A 20,318-nucleotide genomic window follows, 5' to 3' on the forward strand; every position below is an offset into this window, starting at 1 on the left:
CACCGTGCGGGTCACTTGGCGGCGCGGCGCCGGGCGACGGTGCCCACCCCGACGCCGATGATCAGCACGAGGCCCTGGAAGAAGTACTGCCAGTAGGTCTCCATCCCGAGCAGGGCGATCGCGTTGAAGCCGACGGCGACGGTGATCACGCCGATGACGGTCCCGATGATGTGGAACTGTCCGTCGCGGAGCACGGCGGAGCCGAAGAACGCTGCGGCGAAGGCCGCCAGGAGGTAGGTGTCCCCCGCGGAGACCGCAGCGCTCCCGGTCCGGGTGGCCAGCAGCACGCCGGTGAGGCCGGCCAGCGCCCCGCAGATCACGAAGCCCACGACGCGGACCCGGTCCACCCGGATGCCGGAGAGCTCGGCCGCGGTGGCGTTCCCGCCGGCGGCCTGCATCGAGCGGCCCAGCACGGTGCGGTTGAGGACCACCCAGGCCAGCAGGGCGAGCCCGGCCATGATGTAGACGGGATACGGGATGCCGAGGAAGCGGCCCAGGCTGATCTCCAGGAAGCCGTCCGGGTCGCTCAGCGAGACGGGAGTGCCCCCGGCGATGGCGTAGTTCACGCCGACGGCGAGGGTGCCGACACCCAGGGTGGCGACCAGGGCGTTGACGCCCAGCACGGTCACCACGAAGCCGTTGAGGAGGCCGATGAGGATGCCGACGAGGATCCCGGACAGGATCGCCACGGGGATCGACAGGTCGTGCCGCACGATGACCGTGCACGCGACGACCCCGGCGAGGCTGGCGGTGTTGCCGATGCTGAGGTCGAACTCCCCGGTGACGAGGGTGAAGGTGAGGCCCATCGCGATCACGGCGGACAGGGCGCTCTGGTTGAGGATGTTGACCACGTTGTTGCCGGTGGCGAAGGTGTCGGGCTTGAGCGCCGACATCACCAGCACCAGGGCGGCGAGCATCATCAGGGCGCCGTACCGGCCGAGGAGGAGCCAGAGCTGTGCCGAGCGTGGCTGCTGCACCAGCGCGGGCTGGATGGTCGTCGCGGTCATGACGTCTCCTGTTCGTCGATGGGGGTGAAGCACAGCTCGGTGAGGCGGTTCTTCGTCGCGGCGGTCCGCTCGACCGATGCGACGACGGTCCCGGCACGCACCACGACCACGCGGTGGCAGATCGCGAGCTCGTCGAAGTCGCTGGAGATGACCAGCACCGAGCAACCGGAGGCAGCGAGGTCGCCGATGATCCGGTAGATGTCGGCACGCGCGCCCACGTCGACGCCCACGGTGGGTTCGTCGAGGATCAGCACACGAGGCTCGGTGCGGACGTACTTCCCCAGCACGACCTTCTGCTGGTTGCCGCCGCTGAGCGAGTGGACCGGGTCCCTGGACGACCTGGCCTTCACGCCGAACCGCTTGATGAGCGACCTCGAGACCCTGCGCGCCGACCGAGGCCGGAAGAGGGCAGCGCCGCGCCGAGCCGCGCCCAGCTCAGCCATCTGGAGGTTGTCCTCGATGCTGTCGGACAGCACGAGCCCCTGGCTGCGGCGCTCCTCCGGGACGAGGCAGATCCCGCGCCGGATGGCCTCGTGGGGACTGCGCACGGCGTAGGGCTCCCCGTCGAGCACGACCGTGCCGCTGGTGGCGGCGTCCGCGCCGATCAGCAGTCGCGCGAGCTCGGTGCGGCCGGATCCGACGAGTCCCGCAATGCCGAGGACTTCGCCCTCGTGCAGGTCGAGGTCGATCCCGTTCACCAGGGGCGCCCGCGACAGGCCGCGCACGGCGAGCCGGACCCGCTCCCCGGGCGGGTGCGTGGGGCCCTGGCTCTCGATGGACTCGACCTCTCGCCCGGCGATGTGGCGGGTCAGGGTGTGGACGTCGAGGGTGTCGGACTCGAAGGTCCCGACCAGTCGCCCGTTGCGCAGGACGCAGATGTCGTCGGTGACCCGCAGCACCTCCTCGAGCCGGTGCGAGATGTAGAGGAGGCCCACCCCGTTGCCGGTGAGCTGCTCGATGACCGCGTAGAGCCGTTCTGCCTCCTCCTCGGTGAAGGACGCGGTGGGCTCGTCGAGGGCCACCACCTTCGCCGGCCGCATCAGTCCTCGCGCCAGCGACAGCATCCACCGCTCCGCGACGGGCAGCCGGTCGACAGGCACGTCCAGCACCAGCGGGTGACCGAGCATGTCCGCGACCTCTGCGGCCCGCGCACGCACGCGTCGTTCGTCGACCAGGCCCAGTCGGCTGGCGGAGTGACCGAGCGCGAGGTTCTGCACGCCGGTGAACTTCGGCACCAGGTTGAGCTCCTGGTGGACGAAGCTCAGCCCGAGCGCGGTCGCCGCGCGCGGGCTGTCGATGCGGACCTCCCGTCCGTCGAGCAGGATCCGGCCGGAGTCGGCCTGCTCGACGCCTGCCAGGATCCGCACCAGCGTCGACTTCCCGGCGCCGTTGGCCCCGCACAGCCCGAGCACGGTGCCGGGCCGAAGGCGGACCGAGGCGTCCTCCAGCGCGACCGCGCCGCCGAAGCGCTTGGAGATCCCCTCCATCGCCAGGCTCACCCCGTGCGTCACGGGCGCGTCCGACGCGTGCCCCGGCTCGCGCACGGCGAGGTCGTGCATGCCCACCTCGCTCGTCACTGGACCGCGCCCGGGTACTTCTCGGCGAACGACGCGTAGGTCTCCGAGGTGACCAGCACCGCCGGGATGGGGATCACGCTCGGTTCGGCATCGGTGCCCTGCTCGATCACCTCGGGCGTGCGCTCGGCTGCGGTCCTCCCGGCAGCCGCGACGTCGATGAAGGACACCGCCCGGATGTCACCCGACTCGACGGCGTGCAGTGCCGCCGACGTGCCGTTGATGCCGTAGACGAGGACGTCCTGGCGCCGCTCCTGTCGCAGGGCGCTGACCGCGCCCAGTGCCGCCTCGTCCAGGCAGCCGACGACGGCCAGCGGGCCGCTGCCGGCCGGGTGCTCGGCCAGCCAGGCGTGGATGAACTGCGTGGCCGCCTCCACGTGGCCCGGGATCGGCACCTCCTTGCGGGTGACCTCGATGCCCGTGCCCGCGACCAGCTCCATGAGCTCGGCCTCCCGTCCCATGCACGGCGGGCCCTGGTTGTTGCCGAAGAACAGCAGGTCGCCCTCTCCGTCGAGGTCCTCGAGGAGCATCTCGAAGATCTCGGTCGCGGTCGGGCGACCGGCGTCCATGTCGACGACGACACCGTCCGCGGGCCCGCCGGCGAAGGAGATGACCGGGATGCCCGCGGCACTCGCGGCACGGATCCCGGCGGTCAGGGACTCGCTGGGGAAGACGGTGGCGACGATGACGTCGACCCCCTTCTGGACGAAGTCGTTCATGGCGCTGATCGCCTTGTCGACCGAGCCCTGCGGGTCGACCTTGGTCACCTCCCAGCCCTGGTCGTCGGCGTGGTCGAGGTAGGCCCGGAGCGCTGTCTCGCTCGTCTCCTCGCTCGAGGAGAACTGGACGACGCCGATCGAGTACGCCGGGTCGTCACCCCCTCCGGTGTCCCCGCAGGCCGACGCGACGGTGGGCACCACCGCCAGCAGCGCCACTCCTCGCGCGATTCTCCGAATGATCATCGGTCCTCCTCAGGACTGGTGACGGCCGGGGCCGGTTGTCGGGTCGGCCCCGCGCAGCGGAGCCGACCGGAGGCACGCCCCGAGCACGCCGCATCGGCGCGGCGAGCACGGCGCGGGCGTCGAGCCGGCGTCGCACGCCTCGCCGTCGAGGCTGGCCGGCTTGATCAGCGGTGGGCCGGCGCTCCCTGCGTCGCCGCCGCGGTTGTGTTTCACCGCACATTAGTTGAGACTGGCGTCAACTTCAAGTAATCCTTGGGGGCATCCGAGACCGATTGCGCCGGGCAGCCAGGCGCACCCACTGACAGGGGTCCGTTGTGCCAGGTGCGCTCGACCACCAGGAGACCGTTCTCGCCGAGCGACGGGGCGCCGTCGCAGTGCTCACCCTCAACCGCCCGGCGCGGCTCAACGCGTGGACCGACGAGCTCGAGCGGCGCTACTTCGGGCTGCTCGACGAGGCGGAGGACGACCCCGACGTCCGGGCTGTCGTGGTCACCGGCGCCGGCCGCGGGTTCTGCGCCGGGGCCGACCTGGCCGACCTCACCACCGTCAGCCGGGACGGCGCGAGCGCACTGCCCGAGCCCGCCGCACCCCGGCACCGTCCCCTGCTCCTGCGCAAGCCGCTCATCGCCGCGATCAACGGCGCCGCCGCCGGCCTGGGCCTGGTCGAGGCGCTCTACTGCGACGTCCGTTTCGCCGCCCCGGACGCCAAGCTCACGACGGCGTTCGCGCGCAGGGGCCTGATCGCCGAGTACGGGATCGCCTGGTTGCTCCCCCGCATCGTCGGGCCGGGCCGCGCGCTCGACCTCCTGCTCTCCGCACGGATCGTGGACGGGCGGGAGGCCGCAGCCATCGGACTGGTCGATCGCCTCGTCGAACCGGCCCACCTGCTCGACGCCGCGGTGGACTACGCGCAGCAGCTCGCGGACCACTGTTCGCCCACCTCGATGCACCTCATCAAGACCCAGGTGCACAGGGCGCTCGACAGCGACTTCGAGTCCGCCGCGACCGAGGCCCACCGACTCATGCTCGACTCCTTCGCCGCACCCGACTGCGAGGAGGGCGTGGCCAGCCACCTCGAAGGACGACCGCCCGTCTTCCCCGGCCTGGCGCCGCTGGGCCGCTAGCACCCACCGACCCGACACCCCCGCAACCGCACGCGGTCCGGCCTCGCCGCCCTCCGCACCCATCCCGTCCCGTCCCGTCGAGGAGAGATCCGATGTCACTGCCCACGTTGCTCGAAGGCCGCCTGTCCGTCCCGGTCGTCGCCTCCCCGCTGTTCATCTGCTCCGGTCCGGAGCTGGTGGTCGCGCAGTGCAAGGCGGGGGTGGTCGGTTCCTTCCCCGCCCTGAACGCGCGCCCGGCCTCGCTGCTGGACGACTGGCTGGACCAGATCGAGGAGGAGCTCGCGGCGTACCAGCGGACCCACCCGGACGCCGTCGTCGCGCCGTACGCCGTCAACCAGATCGTGCACCGCTCCAACGACCGGCTGGAGGAGGACATGGCGCGCATCGTGGAGCACCGGGTGCCGATCGTGATCACCTCGCTCGGGGCGCGCCCGGAGATCAACGACGCCGTGCACTCCTACGGCGGGCTCGTGCTGCACGACGTGATCGACGACCGGTTCGCCCGCAAGGCGGTCGAGAAGGGTGCCGACGGCCTCATCGCCGTGGCCGCCGGCGCCGGCGGGCACGCCGGCACGTTGTCGCCGTTCGCGCTCGTGCAGGAGATCCGGCGCTGGTTCGACGGCCCGTTGCTCCTGTCCGGCGCCATCGCCCACGGCAGCTCCGTCCTCGCCGCGCAGGCGGCCGGAGCCGACCTGGCCTACGTCGGGTCCGCCTTCCTGGCCACCGACGAGGCCAACGCCCGCCCCGAGTACAAGCAGATGATCGTCGAGAGCACCGCCGCCGACATCGTCTACTCCAACCTCTTCACCGGCGTGCACGGCAACTACCTGCGCGGCAGCATCGCAGCCGCGGGCCTGGACCCGGACGACCTGCCGGTCTCCGACCCCTCCACCATGGACTGGGGCTCGGGAGGCACCACCGACGCCAAGGCATGGAAGGACATCTGGGGCTGCGGCCAGGGCATCGGCGCGGTCGACCGGACCGTGCCGGTCGCCCAGCTCGTCGAGCGCCTCGCCCGCGAGTACGACGAAGCGGCCGGCCGGCTCGCGATGCTCAGCGCCTGACCACAGCAGTCGGCGGCGACCCATTGCCCCTCACCGCGCCGCTCTCTAAACTTGGCGTCAACTTCAACTTAGGAGAGCGATGAGCACGACCGACCTCTTCACCGACCCACGACTGGCCGCCCGGCTCGCTGAGGAGCTCGCTGCGGACGCGCGCTGGCGTGCAGACGCTCGGTGGCTCGCCGGCACGATCGAGCTGCGCCACGACCACGGCAGTCTGACCGTCCGATCCATCCCCTGCGAGCCCCCGCAGGTGGCGCAGGGCGCTCCCGAGGGCGGCGCCGACTTCGTCGTCGAGGCCGGTGCCGACACATGGTCGTCGCTGCTGGCCGGCGAGGCCGACTTCCTCTCCGGCGGCCCGGCCGGCACGGTCACCACCCACGGTGATCCCGTCGCGACCATGCACGAGCTGCGCACGCTGCACAACACGCTGCTGGCCCTGCGCCGCCTGGCCGGCACACCGACGCCCGCGCCGTCCCCCGCCCCCGAGCCCACCTCGACCGAGGTCCGCGGCCGCTACGTCGACGTGGACGGCCTGCGGGTCCACGTGGAGGAGACCGGCGACGGCGTACCGGTCCTGTGCCTGCACGCCGCCGGCCAGGACACTGTGATGTACCGCCACGTGCTCACCGGTCTGGCCGACCGCTTCCGGGTGATCGCGGTCGACGCGCCGGGCCACGGCAAGTCCCTCCCCCCTCCGGGTGGGCGATTCACCAGCACCACGGAGCTCGCGGCCTTCGCCGAGCGGCTGATCGAGGTGCTCGAGCTCGATCTGCCGGTCGTCCTCGGCTGCTCGATGGCAGGGAACACCGTGCTGGAGCTGGGCGCTCGTCGCCCTGACGCCTACCGTGCGATCGTCTCGGCCGAGGGCGCGGCCCACACGCCCTCGCTGGACGAGTTCACCCTCGACATGATCACCACCCACGCCGCGGTCGTGCTCGAGCCGTTCGCGCGATCGCTCACCGGTCGCCGGACCCCGCCGGACCGCGCCGAGGAGGTCGTCTGGCAGCTGTGCCGGGCAGCGCCGTGGATCGCGCAGGGAGACCTGACCGGCTACGCCGCCTTCGACCTGCGCGACCGGCTCGCCGACATCGCCGCACCCACCCTGCTCCTGCGAGGCAGCGACGACTGGCTGGTCGATGCCAAGAAGGTGGCCGCCACCGCGGCCGGGATCGGCGACGTCGAGGTCGTCACGCTCGACGGCACCGGTCACTACCCGATGATCGAGAACCCGGTCGAGTTCAACGCGGCCGTGCGCGCCTTCCTCGACCGGGTGCTCGACCGGTGAGCACGGGCCCGCACCCGCCGGCCACCCGCGTCGAGCTGGTCGAGACCAACGGCATCCGGCTCAGCACCCTCGTCGCGGGCACCGGTCCCCCGGTCCTGCTCGCCCACGGCTTCCCGGAGCTCGGCCACTCGTGGCGCCACCAGGTCACGGCCCTCGTCGCGGCCGGCTACCAGGTGGTCGTGCCCGACATGCGCGGGTACGGCGACAGCGACCGTCCTGACGACGAGGCGGCCTACGGCGTCGAGCAGGTCGCAACCGACCTGGCCGGGCTGCTCGACGCCCTCGGGCACGAGCGGGCCGTCCTGGTCGGCCACGACTGGGGTGCCGCCGCAGCGTGGGCCACCGCGGTCCTGCACCCGGACCGGGTCCGCGCGGTCGTGGGACTGAGCGTCCCGCACGGACCGCCGGCCGCCGTACCGCCCACGGAGGTGCTGCGCCGGCGGCTGGGCGACGACTTCTACATGATCTGGTACCAGGAGCCGGGGCGGGCCGAGGGTGCGCTCTCGGGAGACCTGCGCCGCACGTTCACCGGCCTCTTCGCGGAGGCGCCCGGTTGCCTGCACGCGCGAGCCCACGACGCCGCCCTGCCCGAGTGGATCGATCCGGACGACCTCCAGGTCTACCTCGACGCCTACGAGCGCACGGGCTTCGCGGGCGGACTGCGCTACTACCGCAACATCGACCGGAACTGGGAGCTCGCCCGCGCCCGGGGCCACCACGTCCACCAGCCCGCGATGTTCGCCACCGGCGCCGACGACCTGGTCCGCCGGTTCCAGCCGGCCGACCGCCTCGCCGAGAGCTGCACCGACCTACGCGGCCACCACGTCGTCCCGCAGGCGGGGCACTGGCTCCAGCAGCAACGCCCGGACGAGGTCAACGCGCTCCTGCTGCGCTTCCTCGAGGGTCTCGACTGAGGCTGGTCCGACCTGCGCAGCAGGGGCCTGCCGCCCGGGGCGCCGCTCGGTCGACCGACGCCCCGGGGGGCTCACGAGAAGTGCCGGCGCACGTTGGCGACGAGCATCGTCTCGAGCTGGGCCTCGGTCACGCCCTTCTCGAGCAGGGCCGGCAGGACGTCACGCGGGATGTGGACGTAGTTCCAGTTCGGCAGCGCGGCAACCAGCTGGTCCTCCGGCACGAAGTCCATGAAGCAGTGCGCGTCGTGCGAGAGCACGATGCTCTCGGCATAGCCGCGCCTGACCAGCTCGACGATCACGTCGATCCGCCGCTCGGTGTCCATCCACGGGTCCAGCCCGAAGCGGTCCATCCCCAGCAGAGAGCCCGCGTCGGCGAGCTGCACGAGGTAGTCCAGGTCGTCGCTGTCACCGGAGTGACCGACGATGACCTTGCGCAGGTCGACACCCTCGTCGGCGAGCACCTTCTGGGCCACGAGACCGGACTGGGTGGCGGCGTTCGTGTGGACCGTGATCGGCGCCCCCGTCTGCACGCTCGCCTGGCCGACCGCCCGCATCACGCGCTCGACCCCGGGGGTGAGACCCGGTTCGTCGATGGCGCACTTGAGGAAGGCTGCTCGCACGCCGGTGTCCGCGATGCCCACGGTGAGGTCCTTGACGAAGAGCTCGGTCAACGGCTCGGGTCCGTCGAACATCAGGCCCGGACCGCGGTAGTGGAACTGGTGCGGCACGTCGTTGAACGTGTAGAGACCGGTCGCGGCGAGGATCTGCAGCGACGTGCGCTCGGCGATCCGCTGGATGCGAGGGATGTAGCGGCCCAGCCCGAGGACGGTCGGGTCCATGATCGTGTCGAACCCAAGGCCACGAAGCTCCTCGAGGGCGGCGACGGCGCGCTCGACCTGCTCCTCCTCGTCCCAGTCGTCCTGGTAGTTGATCCGGTACTCCTCGCCCAGCACGAACACGTGCTCGTGGACCAGCGTCCGGCCGAGGTCGTCGAGGCCGATCTCCCCGGTGATCGTTGGGATGGTGGTCATGCTTCCTCCTGCGTGGTGTGCGGTGCGCGGGGGCCGCGCCCGGTGTGGTCGTCCTTCGGCACGCCGACGGCGTTCAGCCAGAGCTGGGTGATGGTGGCGGCGACGCCATCGAGGTTCCAGTCCTCCTCCAGGGCCAGGGCCAGGTAGGCCATCCGGCTGGTCATGCCGGCCAGCGCCCGGGCCGTCATCAACGGGTCGAGCGTGGGGTCGGCGTACCCGTGGTCCTGCATCCATGCGATCCGCCGGGCGCTGCGCTCGGCGAAGGCGCGCGAGCGGGCGAGGCGGAGCTCGCGGAAGGCCGGGTCGATCGTGGCCACCTGCTCGAGCAGCTTCATCAGCCTCGCGTTGCGGCCGTAGGCGTCCAGGTAGGCGCGGTTGGCAGCGGCGATGATGGCCGCGGAGTTCCCCGGGTCGGCGTCGACGTGCGGCATGCCCGGATGCATCATGTCGTCCTGGGCCGCATGGAGGACGGCCGTGAGCGCCTCCTCCTTGCTCTCGAAGTAGGTGTAGAAGGTCCCGGTGGAGCACCGCGCCTCGCGGGTGATGTCGGAGAGGCGGGCGTCGATGAAGCCGTCCCGCTCGAAGACCCGCCGCGCGGCCGCGACCAGCGCCTCCCGGGTGCGGACCCCGCGAGCGGTGCTGGGCTGCTCGCCGACCTGGCCGTCGCCGACGAGGGGCGGTACCGCACCCTCGTCGGCGGCGTCGTCGTCGATCGTGGTGACGATCTCGCTCACTTGACCGCTTCGGGATGGGTCGTGGCGAACTCGTCGTAGGTGTCCTCGGTGACCAGGAAGGTCGGCAGCGGGACGTCACGGGCGTCGGCGCCCGGGCCGGCCTCGATCACCGCCGGCGTCTGCTCGGCGAGGTCGCGGCCGACCCCGAAGGCGTCGGCGAACGCGGTCGCCCTCATGTCGCCATCCCGGACGGCCCGCACGGCCGCCGGGGTCCCGTTGATGCCGTAGACGAGGACGTCGTCGCGATCGGCCTGGCGCAGCGCGCTGACCGCGCCGAGCGACGGGTCGTCGAAGCAGCCCCAGACCGCGAGTGGCCCGCTCCCCTTCGGCCGGTCGGCCAGCCAGCCCTGGGCGATGCGCGTGCCGGCCTCGACCTGGCCGGGGATGGGCACCTCCTCGCGGGTGACCTCGATGTCGGTCCCGTCGAGGGCGTCCATGAGCTGCTCCTCGCGGCCGACGCAAGGCAGGCCTGCGGAGTACCCGAGCACGAGGACCTCACCCGAGCCGCCGAGGTCATCGATGAGCAGGTCCGAGATCTCCTCCGCGTTGGGGCGTCCGGCGTCGGCGCTCATCGGGACGCCCTCGGCCGTGCCGCCGACGATCGAGATCACGGGGATGTCCCCAGCGCTCGCCGCCCGGACGCCCGCCGTGAGGGAGTCGCTCGGGAAGACGGAGACCACGATCGCGTCCACGCCCTTCTCCACGAAGTCGTTCATGGCGCTGATCGCCCGGTCGACCGACCCCTGCGGATCGACCTTGCTGTACTCCCAGCCCTGCTCCTCGGCGTACTCCACGTAACCGCGGATCACGGTCTCCGTCGTCTCGTCGCTCGACGAGAACTGGACAATGCCGATGGTGTAGCGCTCGTCGGCACCTTCCTCCGCCGACGATTCGCCGCCGCAGGCGGCGACGACCAGCGAGAGCGCCGTCAACGACAGGCCGGCAGCCAGCCTTCGAGACATCATGGGAACCTCCTTCTCAGCGCACGGGGCGCTGTTGTGCGTCGGGCCGCTCGGGTAGGCCCGATCACGTCGTGGACTCCTGCAGGCCGCGCGAGATCGCGTCGCGATCGATCGCCCGCTTCAGGATCTTTCCGGTGGCGCCGCGGGGCAGCTCCTCGACGAACGAGAAGAGCCGCGGCACCTTGTACGCCGAGAGCCGCTCCTTGGCCCAGGTGCGGATGTCCTCGCCGCTGACCCGCGCACCGTCCGCGCGCACCACCACCGCCGCGATCTCCTCGCCGTAGTGGCGGTCGGGCACGCCCACCACCGCGACCTCGACGATGTCGGGGTGCTCGTAGAGGACCTCCTCGACCTCGCGGGGGTAGACGTTGTAGCCCCCGCGGATGATCAGGTCCTTCGCCCGGTCGACGATCGTCAGGTAGCCGTCGGCGTCGAGGTGCCCGAGGTCGCCGGTGTCGAGCCAACCGTCGCAGAGGTCCGCCGCCGTCGCCTCGGGCCGGTTCCAGTAGCCCTTCATCAGGGTCGGGCCGGACAGGAAGACCCGGCCGACCTCGCCCGGCGGCACGGGGGAACCCTCGGTGTCACGCACCTCGACCCGGAGCGACGGCAGCGCGAGGCCGACGGTGCCCGGCCGGTGCGGCAGGTGGATGTCGCTGAAGGTGCCGGCTCCCGTGGTCTCGGTCAGGCCGTAGCCCTCGAGGATCGTGCAGGAGAAGCGGCCCTCGAAGGCCTTGATCACCTCGGCGGGCAGGGAGGCCCCGCCGGACCCGGCGAGGCGCAGGTCGGCGAAGTCCTCGGCACCGAGCTCGTCGCTCGCGTGCAGCATCGCGTTCCACATCGTGGGGACGCCCAGGAGCACGCTCACCCGGTCGTCGCGGGTCAGGCGCAGCATCGCAGCAGGATCGAAGGGGGAGAGCAGTGAGAGCGAGGCGCCGGTCGACAGCGTGCTGTTCATGCAGACCGCCTGCCCGAACACGTGGAACAGCGGCAGTGCGGTCGCGACGCGGTCCGCTGCCGTCAGCCCGAGGGCCGGGACGAACGCCTCGACCGTGGCGACCAGGTTGCCGGCCGTGAGCTCGGCGCCCTTGGGGCGGCCCGTCGTGCCGGAGGTGTAGAGGATCAGCGCGGTGTCGTCGGCCGAGTGCTCGTGGGGGCGGGCGACGGCGGGACCGGCCGGCGGACGGCCGGCGGGGAGCTCCCAGAGCGGCAGGTTCCGCTCGGCAGTGGCCTCCCGCGCCGCTTCCGCGCACTCGTGCCACGCGATCACGAGCGAGGCACCGGAGTCGTCGAGCACGTAGCCGATCTCGTGCCCCGTCGACATGGTGTTCATCGTGATGACGGTGATCCCTGCGGCGTGGAGGCCGTAGTAGGTCGGCACGAACTCCGGCACCGACGGCGCGATCAGGACCACCCGGTCGAGCGGCGCGAGACCCGCCTCACGGACAGCGCCGGCCACGCGTGCACTGGCCTCCCGCAGCTGCCCGTAGGTCTGCGCGACGGGGCTGCGCACCGCCAGCCGATCGGGATCGGTGTCGGCATGGCTCCAGACAGCGGCCGCGATGTTGACCATGGGTCTCCTCCGTGTGACGTGGAACACTGGCTCGCCGCACCGTAGTTGAAACCGGACTCAAGTTCAAGGGCGAATCGGCGCCGGTCCGGTCCCGCGGGCGAGACGTCGGGAGGAGATGCGAGAAGCGCCCGCGCCCCCGAGGGGGCACGGGCGCTCGGCAGCGCGACCTGGGTCGGTCAGCCGCGCTCGGGCTGCTGGAGCTTCAGCGCGTTGACCCAGATCTGGGTCAGGGTGGCGGCCAGCTCGTCGGTGTCCCAGTCCTCGCCGAGCACCCAGTTGGTGTAGGCGGCCCGGGCCACCATGCCCGAGAGGGCACCGGCGGCGAGCAGCGGGTTGAGGGTCGGGTCGGCGAGGCCTGCCGCCTGGAGGTCCTGGATCGCCCGCGCGTTGCGGCGCATGAAGGCGTCGGCGCGACGCTTGCGCATCTCGCGGAAGTCGTCGTCGATCGTCGCGACCTGCTCGAGCAGTCGCATCAGCTGGGCGTTGCGCTGGAAGGACTCGAGGTAGGCACGATTGCTGGCCTCGATCGCGCCGATCGGGTCGTGCTCGTTCAGCTCACGCACATGGGGGTGGAGCATCTCGTCCTCGAGCTCCTCGAGCACGGCCCGGAAGATCTCTTCCTTGCTGTCGAAGTAGGTGTAGAACGACCCCGAGGCCGTACCCGCCTCGGACGTGATGTCGGCCAGCCGTGCGTCGAGGTAGCCGTCACGCTCGAACACCGTGCGCGCCGCCTGCACCAGGCGGGCGCGGGTACGCGCCCCACGGGCTGTGCGCGGGGGCACGCGTTCCGGCGCCGCAGGGCCCTTACGGGGCGATGCCTCCCGTGCCATCCGTACTCCTCGTCGGCTCGTCGTTCCCGTCGACACGCGTCTGCCGGACCGGCCCGGCGGCCGCCACTTTATCGCTCGACCAGTGTGCCAAGGCGCCGCGCCTGCGAGCCGTGCGACTCGTGGCCCACTCAGCCGACCGGCACGACCCGGGCCACCGACTCCGCGACGCACACCGGCCGGTCGCCGCCCTCGCGCTCGAAGGTCTGTCGCGACCGCAGCTGGATCCCGCCAGCGACCGCGTCCACCTCGAGCAGGCGCCAGGTCATCCGGACCCGCGACCCGACCGGCAGCGGCGCCGGGAAGCGCACCCGGTCGTAGCCGTAGTTGAGCCCGTGGGCGAAGCCTTCCAGCGAGACCAGCTCGTAGAACAGCGCCGGGCCGAGCGAGAGCGTGAACAGGCCGTGGGCGATGGTCCCGCCGAGCGGGGAGGCCGCGGCGCGCACGGGGTCGACGTGGATCCACTGCCGGTCCTCGGTCACGTCCGCGAACACCGTGACCGCCGCCTGGTCGACCGGACGCCAGCCGGTCGGCCCGATCTCCACGCCCACCAACGCCAGCAGGTCGCTGAGGTTGGCCGGTCGGAGCGGGTACGTGTGCTGCGTCATAGTTGCCTCCAACTTGAAATTGAGATTAACTTCAAGTTAGCAACCTGATCCCGCCGCCACCACCCCTGGAGTGCCGATGTCCTTCTACGAGACCTCCGAGCGCGCGAAGAAGTACCAGGAGGAGCTCCTGGACTTCATGGACGCGCACGTCTACCCCGCCGAGTCCGTCTACGAGGAGCAGATGGCGGCGTCCGGCGACCCGCACCACCACCCCCAGGTCCTGGAGGACCTGAAGGCCGAGGCCCGGCGCCGCGGGCTGTGGAACCTCTTCCACCCGGACCCCGCCTGGGGCCCCGGCCTGACCAACTTCGAGTACGCGCCGCTGGCCGAGATCATGGGGCGCTCGCCCCGTCTGGCGCCGGAGGCGTGCAACAGCAACGCACCCGACACCGGCAACATGGAGGTGCTGACCCGGTTCGGAACGCCCGAGCACCAGGAGCGGTGGCTCAAGCCACTGCTGGCCGGAGAGATCCGGTCGGCCTTCGCCATGACCGAGCCCGCCGTGGCGAGCTCCGACGCGACCAACATCGAGCTGCGCATGGTCCGCGACGGCGACGAGTACGTCCTCAATGGGCGCAAGTGGTTCGCGTCGAACGCCCTGCACAAGAACTGCCGCGTCCTGATCGTCATGGGCAAGACCGATCCCGAGGCCGCGCGCCACCGCCAGCAGTCGATGATGGTGGTGCCCATCGACGCCCCCGGCGTCACGCTGGTCCGCAGCCTGCCCGTGTTCGGCTACCACGACCGGGAGGGCCACGCCGAGATCCTCTTCGAGGACGTGCGCGTTCCGGTGACGGACCTCCTGTCCGGCGAGGGCGAGGGCTTCGCGATCAGCCAGGCCCGCCTCGGTCCCGGACGGATCCACCACTGCATGCGGGCGATCGGCACGGCCGAGCGGGCGCTCGAGCTGCTCTGCCGTCGCGCCCTGAGCCGTTCGACCTTCGGCCAGGCGGTCGCCGAACGGGCCAACATCCAGGACTGGATCGCCGAGGCTCGCATCGACATCGAGAAGTCCCGCCTGCTCACCATGAAGGCGGCGTGGATGATGGACACGGTCGGCAACCAGGCCGCCCGGATGGAGATCGCGGCGATCAAGGTCGACGCGCCGAGCATGGCGCTGCGCGTCGTCGACCGGGCGATCCAGGTCCACGGCGGGGGCGGGGTCAGCAACGACTTCCCCCTGGCGGAGTGGTGGGCGAACCTGCGCACCCTGCGCCTGGCCGACGGGCCCGACGAGGTGCACAAGCGGAGCATCGCCCACCAGGAGCTGGGCAAGCACCGCGACGCCAGCACGACCGCCGTCCGCCGGTGAGCGGGCTCCGCGGCCGCGTCGCGGTGGTGACCGGGGCCTCTCGCGGCATCGGCCTGGCCACCGTCCGCGCGCTCGCCGGCGCAGGTGCCGGCGTCGTCCTGACCTCCCGGACCGCCGAGGCAGCCCGAGCCTGCGTCGACCTGGTCCNCGGCCGCGTCGCGGTGGTGACCGGGGCCTCTCGCGCAGCCGTCGCGGCCGACCTGCCTCCGGGCGCCGGGACCGTGCTCGGGGTCGGCGCGCACGCCGCGGACGCCGAGGCAGCCCGAGCCTGCGTCGACCTGGTCCTCGAGAGGTTCGGGCGGCTGGACGTGCTGGTCAACAACGCCGGCACGAACCCGGCCCACGGGGCACTCGTCGGCGTCGACCACCCGCGATTCATGAAGACCGTCGACGTCAACGTCTGGGCACCGATCCTGTGGACCACCCTGGCGGTTCGGGCCTGGATGGGTGAGCACGGGGGCTCGGTCGTGCACACCGGCTCCGTGGGTGGCTTGTCCGTCACCCCCGGCCTCGGCGTCTACAACCTGACCAAGGCGGCCCTGCTCCACCTCACCCGGCAGCAGGCCGTCGAGCTCGCTCCGCGGGTCCGGGTCAACGCCGTGGCCCCCGGCGTGATCCGCACCCGCCTGTCAGAGGCGCTCTGGAAGGAGGACGAGTCCGGTGTCGGCGCCGCGACGCCCCTCGGGCGCATCGGTGAGCCGGAGGAGGTCGCCCAGGCCGTCCTCTTCCTCGCCTCCGACGCCTCGTCCTTCGTGACCGGCGAGACCCTGGTCGTCGACGGAGGCGCGCTGCTGGTCCCGAAGGCGACGGCCGATGACTAGCCGGATCCGTCCGTCCGACCCCGCCGGGGTACGCGCCTGGCTGACTGACCTCGGCTTGGCGCCCGTCGGCGACGTGACGCTCTCGCCGCTGGGCGCCGGGCAGTCCAACCTCACCTTCCGTGTGCACGACCGGACCGGCCACCAGTGGGTGCTGCGCATGCCGCCGGCCGGGCCCCACCTGGACTCCGCCCACGACGTCCTGCGCGAGGCGCGGATCATGTCGGCCCTCGGGCCGACCCCGGTGCCCGTGCCCCACGTGCACGGCACCCTCGAGGACCCGCCGGCCTTCCTGATGTCCTGCGTCGAGGGCGTCGTGCTCGACAGCAGGGCTGCTCTCGACGCCACCCCGCACGAGGTCCGCCGGACGATCGGGCTCTCCCTGGTGCGCACCCTGGGCGCGGTCCATGCCGTCGACCTCGACGCCACCGGCTTGAGCACGCTGGCCAGCCACGCACCGTACGCCGAGCGACAGCTCCGGCGCTGGACACGGCAGTGGGAGGCGTCGCGCACCCGGGACCTGCCGACCCTCGACGCCCTCACCGAACGCCTGCGCGCGGCCGTACCACCCCAGCGGGAGACGACGCTGGTCCACGGCGACGGCCACGTCCTCAACGTCGTGACGGCCCCCGGGACCGGCGAGGTGGTGGCCCTTCTCGACTGGGAGCTGAGCACCCTCGGCGAGCCGCTCGCCGACCTCGGCACCCTGCTGGCCTACTGGCCGCAAGCCGGTGAGCCGGCGATGCAGCACCTCGCACCCTCCCAGCACCCCGGCTTCGCGACCCGTGACGACCTGGTCGAGGCCTATGCGACGGCCACCGGTCGGGACGTGGACGGAGTCGGCTTCTGGCACGTGCTCGGACTCTGGAAGGTCGCGATCATCGCCGAGGGAATCCTGCACCGCGCCCAGGCCGAGCCCGCACCCGCTGCGCAACACGAGTTTCCCCGCGAACGCATCGACGTCCTGGTCGAGCACGCCCACCAGGTGGCCACCGACGCGGGATTCTGAGCCGGCCACACGGGCCGGCCACGACGAAGGGAACACCCCTCATGCCCACCACTGCGCGAGTCGCGATCGTCACCGGCGGAGCCCGGGGCATCGGCGCCGCCATCGCCCGCCGACTCTCGCACGACGGCCACGCGGTCGCCGTGCTCGACCTCGACGCCACGGCGGCCCAACCGCTCGTCGACGAGATCTCCGGGACGGGCGGCAAGGCCCTCGCCGTCGGAGCCGACGTCACCGACGAGGCCGCGGTCGCCGCTGCGGTCGCCCAGGTCACCGCCGATCTCGGCGCCCCGACGGTGGTGGTCAACAACGCCGGCATCCTGCGGGACAACCTGCTGTTCAAGATGACGCTCGACGACTGGGACCAGGTGATGTCGGTCCACCTCCGCGGAGCCTTCCTGGCGACCCGCGCGGTCCAGGGCCACATGGTCGAGGCCGGGTTCGGACGGATCGTCAACCTCTCCAGCACCTCCGCCCTCGGCAACCGCGGCCAGTCCAACTACTCCGCGGCCAAGGCCGGCCTGCAGGGGTTCACCCGCACCCTCGCGATCGAGCTCGGCCGGTACGGCGTCACCGCCAACGCGGTCGCGCCCGGATTCATCGAGACCGACATGACCCGTGCCACCGCGGCCCGGATGGGGCTCGACTTCGAGGAGCTGTCCCGCACCGTCGTCGCGGGCATCCCCGTCGCCCGGGCCGGACGACCCGAGGACGTGGCCGCCGCGGTCGGCTACCTCGCCAGCGAGGAGGCCGGGTTCGTGTCCGGCCAGGTCCTGTACGTCGCCGGCGGACCGACGGCCTGAGGGGAGCAGGGACATGCGAGAAGCAGTGATCGTCTCGACGGCGCGCACCCCCATCGGCAAGGCCTACCGCGGCGCCTTCAACGACACCTCCGCCCAGACGCTCGCCGGGCACGCGATCCGGCACGCCGTCGAGCGCGCCGGCCTCGAGGGGCCCGAGGTGCAGGACGTCGTGCTCGGCGCGGCCATGCAGCAGGGAACGACCGGCTTCAACGTCGCCCGGCAGGCCGCCCTGCGCGCCGGCCTGGGCGTCGGCGTACCCGGCATGAGCGTCGACCGGCAGTGCGCGTCGGGCCTGATGGCGATCGCCACGGCGGCACGGCAGATCGTCCACGACGGCATGGAGGTCGTCGTCGGCGGGGGCGTGGAGTCCATCTCCCTGGTGCAGGACGAGCACATGAACCAGCATCGCGCCGAGGATGCGTGGCTGGTCGAGAACGTGCCCGACGTCTACCTGCCGATGCTCCGCACCGCCGAGGTCGTGGCTCGCAGGTACGCCGTGAGTCGCGAGGCCCAGGATGCCTTCGCCCTGGAGTCGCAGCGCCGCACGGCGGCCGCCCAGCTCGGCGGGCTCTTCGACGAGGAGATCGTCCCCCTTCCGACCGTGCAGCGGGTGCGCGAGGCCGACGGCAGCGTCACGATGCGCGAGGTCACCCTCGTCGCCGACGAGGGCAACCGGCCCACGACCAGCGCCGAGGGCCTGGCCGCACTGAAGCCGGTGCTCGATGTCGGGGCCGCGTCGGTCACGGCAGGCAACTCCTCGCAGCTGTCCGACGGAGCTTCGGCCTCGGTGCTGATGGAGGCCGGGGAGGCGTCGCGCCGCGGGCTGGAGCCACTCGGTGTCTACCGCGGCATCGCCGTCGCAGGCTGCCGGCCCGACGAGATGGGCATCGGCCCGGTCTTCGCCATCCCCCGGTTGCTCGAGCAGCACGACCTCAAGGTCGACGACATCGACCTGTGGGAGCTGAACGAGGCGTTCGCCTGCCAGGTCGTCCACTGCCGCGACGAGCTCGGCATCGACCCCGACCGGCTCAACGTCAACGGGGGCGCGGTCTCCATCGGGCATCCGTACGGCATGACGGGCGCGCGCCTGGTCGGTCACGCCCTCCTGGAGGGGCGCCGCCGGGGGGCACGGCACGTGGTCGTCACGATGTGCGTCGGGGGCGGCATGGGCGCCGCCGGGCTGTTCTCGCTGCGCTGAACGAGCCACGCCGGAACGCGGCCGGCACTCCCCTGCAGGAGTGCCGGCCGCGTGCGTCTCACCCGGCGCGCTGACGGCGCGGCTGGTGCTAGTCGACGACGGCGGTCGCCAGGATCTCCACGAGCACGTCGGGCTCGAACAGCGAGACCACCTCGATGAGGGACGCGGGGGGCGCCGTGACCCCGAGCTCCTCGGTGGCGCGGTTGATGCCGGCCACGAGGGGCTCGAACTTCTCCGCCGACCAGTCGACGACGTAGAAGGTCAGCCGGACCACGTCGGCGAAGGTCGCCCCGGCTGCCTCGAGCGCCACGGCGATGTTGCGGTACGCCTGCTCCACCTGGCCGGCGAGGTCACCGGTGGCCACCGGCGCACCCGTCGCGTCGCGAGCGATCTGCCCGGCGACGTACACGTGCCGGGTGCCGCTGGCGATCGCGACGTGGTGGTAGGCGCCGACCGGCGGCTCGGCCAGGCCGGGCGGGTTGATGAGCGTGACGGGCATGGGATCTCCTCGTTTCAGCGGAACTTTCCTCCACTTTAGTTGAGACCGACGTCAAGTTCGACTATGGTGCAGGTCACACCCGTTCCTCTGACGACAGGAAGCGAAACGATGGTCGACGAGAACCTCCGCGACACCGGCGAGACAGACCTGCCGGTCGTCGTGTGCCTGCACTCCCTCTTCCTCGATGCGTCGTCCTTCGACGACCTGGTCGAGGCCGGTCGCGGCCGGTTCCGGTTCGTCCGGCCGACCTTCCTCGGCCAGGGCGAACGCACCGACGAGGCGACCGCGACCGTGACCATGGACGAGGCGGCCAAGGACGTCGTGGCCACCCTCGAGGCGGCGGGCCTGAGCCGGTACGCACTGCTCGGGCAGTCGATGGGCGGCGACGTCGCGGTCCGCATCGCCGCTGCCCAGCCGGACGCCGTACAGGCCCTCGTCCTCGTCGGCAGCTCCGCCCGCCACGAGCCCGACGACCAGCGCGCGGCGTTCGGCGGCGTCTGCGACCAGATCGAGGCCAGCGGCTTCGACGAGGGCCTGCAGCAGGTCGTGCTCGAGATCATGCTCGGGGCCACCACTCGCGCCGACGCCGCCAAGGCGGACCTGGTGGATGCCTTCCGCCGGCAGATCGCCTCCCTGTCCCCCGGGCTGTGCCACGCGGCACGCGGCGTCGTCGAGCGCGAGGACGCCAGCGACCTGCTCGACGGGCTGCAGGTTCCCGCACTGGTCATCAACGGCACCGACGACGTCGCCCGCCCACCCGCCTGGACGGCGGACGTCGTCCGCCGGCTCCCCGACGTGCGGCACCACCAGCTCGACGGTGTCGGGCACAGCCCCACCCAGGAGGCTCCCGAGGTGGTGCAGTCGCTGCTCTTCGACTTCCTCGACGGAGTGCTGCGCAGCTGAGCACGGACCGCGCGGACGGGCACCCCGGACGACCATCTCTGCCACCTCACGTGCCACGGCCTGCCACCTCGCACGCCGAAGCTTGACACTTCGCGTGCCAGAACCTGCCACGTCGTG

General features: G+C 71.9%; 20 protein-coding genes. 10 read left to right on the plus strand and 10 right to left on the minus strand.

The genetic code is table 11. The annotated features are described in order from the left end of the window. Positions 1-11: 11 nt before the first annotated feature. The 3 genes from L615_RS03190 to L615_RS03200 are packed head-to-tail and all read right to left on the minus strand — an operon-like array spanning position 12 to position 3,543. A complete protein-coding gene (locus tag L615_RS03190) occupies positions 12-1,007 on the minus strand; it encodes an ABC transporter permease (protein WP_051485938.1) in 996 nt (331 codons plus the stop codon). Then, positions 1,004-2,566, minus strand: a complete 1,563-nt coding sequence (locus L615_RS03195) for a sugar ABC transporter ATP-binding protein (protein ID WP_051485941.1) — start codon at positions 2,564-2,566, stop codon at positions 1,004-1,006. The genes L615_RS03190 and L615_RS03195 overlap by 4 nt, the downstream gene beginning before the upstream one ends. 14 nt (positions 2,567-2,580) lie before the next feature. Further along, positions 2,581-3,543, minus strand: a complete 963-nt coding sequence (locus tag L615_RS03200) for a sugar ABC transporter substrate-binding protein (protein ID WP_145724094.1) — start codon at positions 3,541-3,543, stop codon at positions 2,581-2,583. A gap of 314 nt (positions 3,544-3,857) precedes the next feature. Between L615_RS03200 and L615_RS03205 the strand changes: the two genes are divergently transcribed. The 4 genes from L615_RS03205 (at position 3,858) to L615_RS03220 (ending at position 7,930) form a co-directional block, all read left to right on the plus strand. Beyond that, complete coding sequence (locus tag L615_RS03205) at positions 3,858-4,667, plus strand: enoyl-CoA hydratase-related protein (RefSeq protein ID WP_028656271.1); 810 nt, start codon at positions 3,858-3,860, stop codon at positions 4,665-4,667. A gap of 92 nt (positions 4,668-4,759) precedes the next feature. Continuing rightward, positions 4,760-5,731, plus strand: coding sequence for a nitronate monooxygenase family protein (locus tag L615_RS03210; protein ID WP_028656270.1), 972 nt, complete (start codon positions 4,760-4,762; stop codon positions 5,729-5,731). Positions 5,732-5,810: 79 nt separating this feature from the next. Beyond that, the gene (locus L615_RS03215; protein WP_145724095.1) at positions 5,811-7,016 is read left to right on the plus strand and encodes an alpha/beta fold hydrolase; all 1,206 of its coding nucleotides are present in this window, start codon (positions 5,811-5,813) and stop codon (positions 7,014-7,016) included. Beyond that, entirely contained in the window at positions 7,013-7,930 is a 918-nt protein-coding gene (locus tag L615_RS03220; protein ID WP_145724096.1) for an alpha/beta fold hydrolase, read from the plus strand. Before L615_RS03215 ends, L615_RS03220 begins: the two co-directional genes overlap by 4 nt. 71 nt (positions 7,931-8,001) lie before the next feature. Here the strand turns inward: L615_RS03220 and L615_RS03225 are convergent, their stop codons facing one another. The 6 genes from L615_RS03225 to L615_RS03250 all read right to left on the minus strand — a co-directional run bounded on the left by L615_RS03225 (position 8,002) and on the right by L615_RS03250 (position 13,662). Next, positions 8,002-8,961 carry a phosphotriesterase gene (locus L615_RS03225; protein ID WP_028656267.1) on the minus strand — a complete coding sequence of 320 codons (960 nt, stop codon included), beginning with the start codon at positions 8,959-8,961 and terminating at the stop codon, positions 8,002-8,004. Then, positions 8,958-9,695: a TetR/AcrR family transcriptional regulator gene (locus L615_RS03230; RefSeq protein ID WP_145724097.1), complete on the minus strand. Its 738-nt coding sequence runs from the start codon at positions 9,693-9,695 to the stop codon at positions 8,958-8,960. Before L615_RS03230 ends, L615_RS03225 begins: the two co-directional genes overlap by 4 nt. After that, a complete protein-coding gene (locus L615_RS03235; protein WP_145724098.1) occupies positions 9,692-10,660 on the minus strand; it encodes a sugar ABC transporter substrate-binding protein in 969 nt (322 codons plus the stop codon). The genes L615_RS03230 and L615_RS03235 overlap by 4 nt, the downstream gene beginning before the upstream one ends. Before the next feature lie 61 nt (positions 10,661-10,721). Then, the gene (locus L615_RS03240) at positions 10,722-12,227 is read right to left on the minus strand and encodes a long-chain fatty acid--CoA ligase (RefSeq protein WP_145724099.1); all 1,506 of its coding nucleotides are present in this window, start codon (positions 12,225-12,227) and stop codon (positions 10,722-10,724) included. A gap of 176 nt (positions 12,228-12,403) precedes the next feature. Continuing rightward, positions 12,404-13,057 (minus strand): TetR/AcrR family transcriptional regulator, encoded by a 654-nt coding sequence (locus L615_RS03245; protein WP_145724100.1) that lies wholly within the window; start codon positions 13,055-13,057, stop codon positions 12,404-12,406. A 128-nt stretch (positions 13,058-13,185) separates the two neighbouring features. Beyond that, complete coding sequence (locus tag L615_RS03250; RefSeq protein WP_028656263.1) at positions 13,186-13,662, minus strand: MaoC family dehydratase; 477 nt, start codon at positions 13,660-13,662, stop codon at positions 13,186-13,188. A gap of 76 nt (positions 13,663-13,738) precedes the next feature. On the opposite strand from L615_RS03250, the gene L615_RS03255 reads away from it, so the two are divergent. The 5 genes from L615_RS03255 to L615_RS03275 all read left to right on the plus strand — a co-directional run bounded on the left by L615_RS03255 (position 13,739) and on the right by L615_RS03275 (position 18,799). After that, positions 13,739-14,974: an acyl-CoA dehydrogenase family protein gene (locus L615_RS03255; RefSeq protein ID WP_028656262.1), complete on the plus strand. Its 1,236-nt coding sequence runs from the start codon at positions 13,739-13,741 to the stop codon at positions 14,972-14,974. Further along, positions 14,971-15,795, plus strand: coding sequence for an SDR family oxidoreductase (locus L615_RS03260; protein ID WP_145724101.1), 825 nt, complete (start codon positions 14,971-14,973; stop codon positions 15,793-15,795). The genes L615_RS03255 and L615_RS03260 overlap by 4 nt, the downstream gene beginning before the upstream one ends. Further along, a complete protein-coding gene (locus tag L615_RS03265; RefSeq protein WP_145724102.1) occupies positions 15,788-16,801 on the plus strand; it encodes a phosphotransferase family protein in 1,014 nt (337 codons plus the stop codon). The genes L615_RS03260 and L615_RS03265 overlap by 8 nt, the downstream gene beginning before the upstream one ends. Before the next feature lie 41 nt (positions 16,802-16,842). Then, complete coding sequence (gene fabG, locus L615_RS03270; RefSeq protein ID WP_145724103.1) at positions 16,843-17,601, plus strand: 3-oxoacyl-ACP reductase FabG; 759 nt, start codon at positions 16,843-16,845, stop codon at positions 17,599-17,601. A 13-nt stretch (positions 17,602-17,614) separates the two neighbouring features. After that, positions 17,615-18,799: an acetyl-CoA C-acyltransferase gene (locus tag L615_RS03275; RefSeq protein WP_028656258.1), complete on the plus strand. Its 1,185-nt coding sequence runs from the start codon at positions 17,615-17,617 to the stop codon at positions 18,797-18,799. 88 nt (positions 18,800-18,887) lie between these two features. Here L615_RS03275 and L615_RS03280 read toward each other — a convergent pair whose 3' ends face one another. Then, entirely contained in the window at positions 18,888-19,298 is a 411-nt protein-coding gene (locus tag L615_RS03280; protein WP_145724104.1) for a RidA family protein, read from the minus strand. A gap of 108 nt (positions 19,299-19,406) precedes the next feature. On the opposite strand from L615_RS03280, the gene L615_RS03285 reads away from it, so the two are divergent. Then, the gene (locus L615_RS03285; RefSeq protein ID WP_051485937.1) at positions 19,407-20,201 is read left to right on the plus strand and encodes an alpha/beta fold hydrolase; all 795 of its coding nucleotides are present in this window, start codon (positions 19,407-19,409) and stop codon (positions 20,199-20,201) included. Positions 20,202-20,318: the final 117 nt, after the last annotated feature.

This window comes from Nocardioides sp. J9 (assembly GCF_007829375.1).
In the GTDB taxonomy this organism is placed as follows: domain Bacteria; phylum Actinomycetota; class Actinomycetes; order Propionibacteriales; family Nocardioidaceae; genus Nocardioides.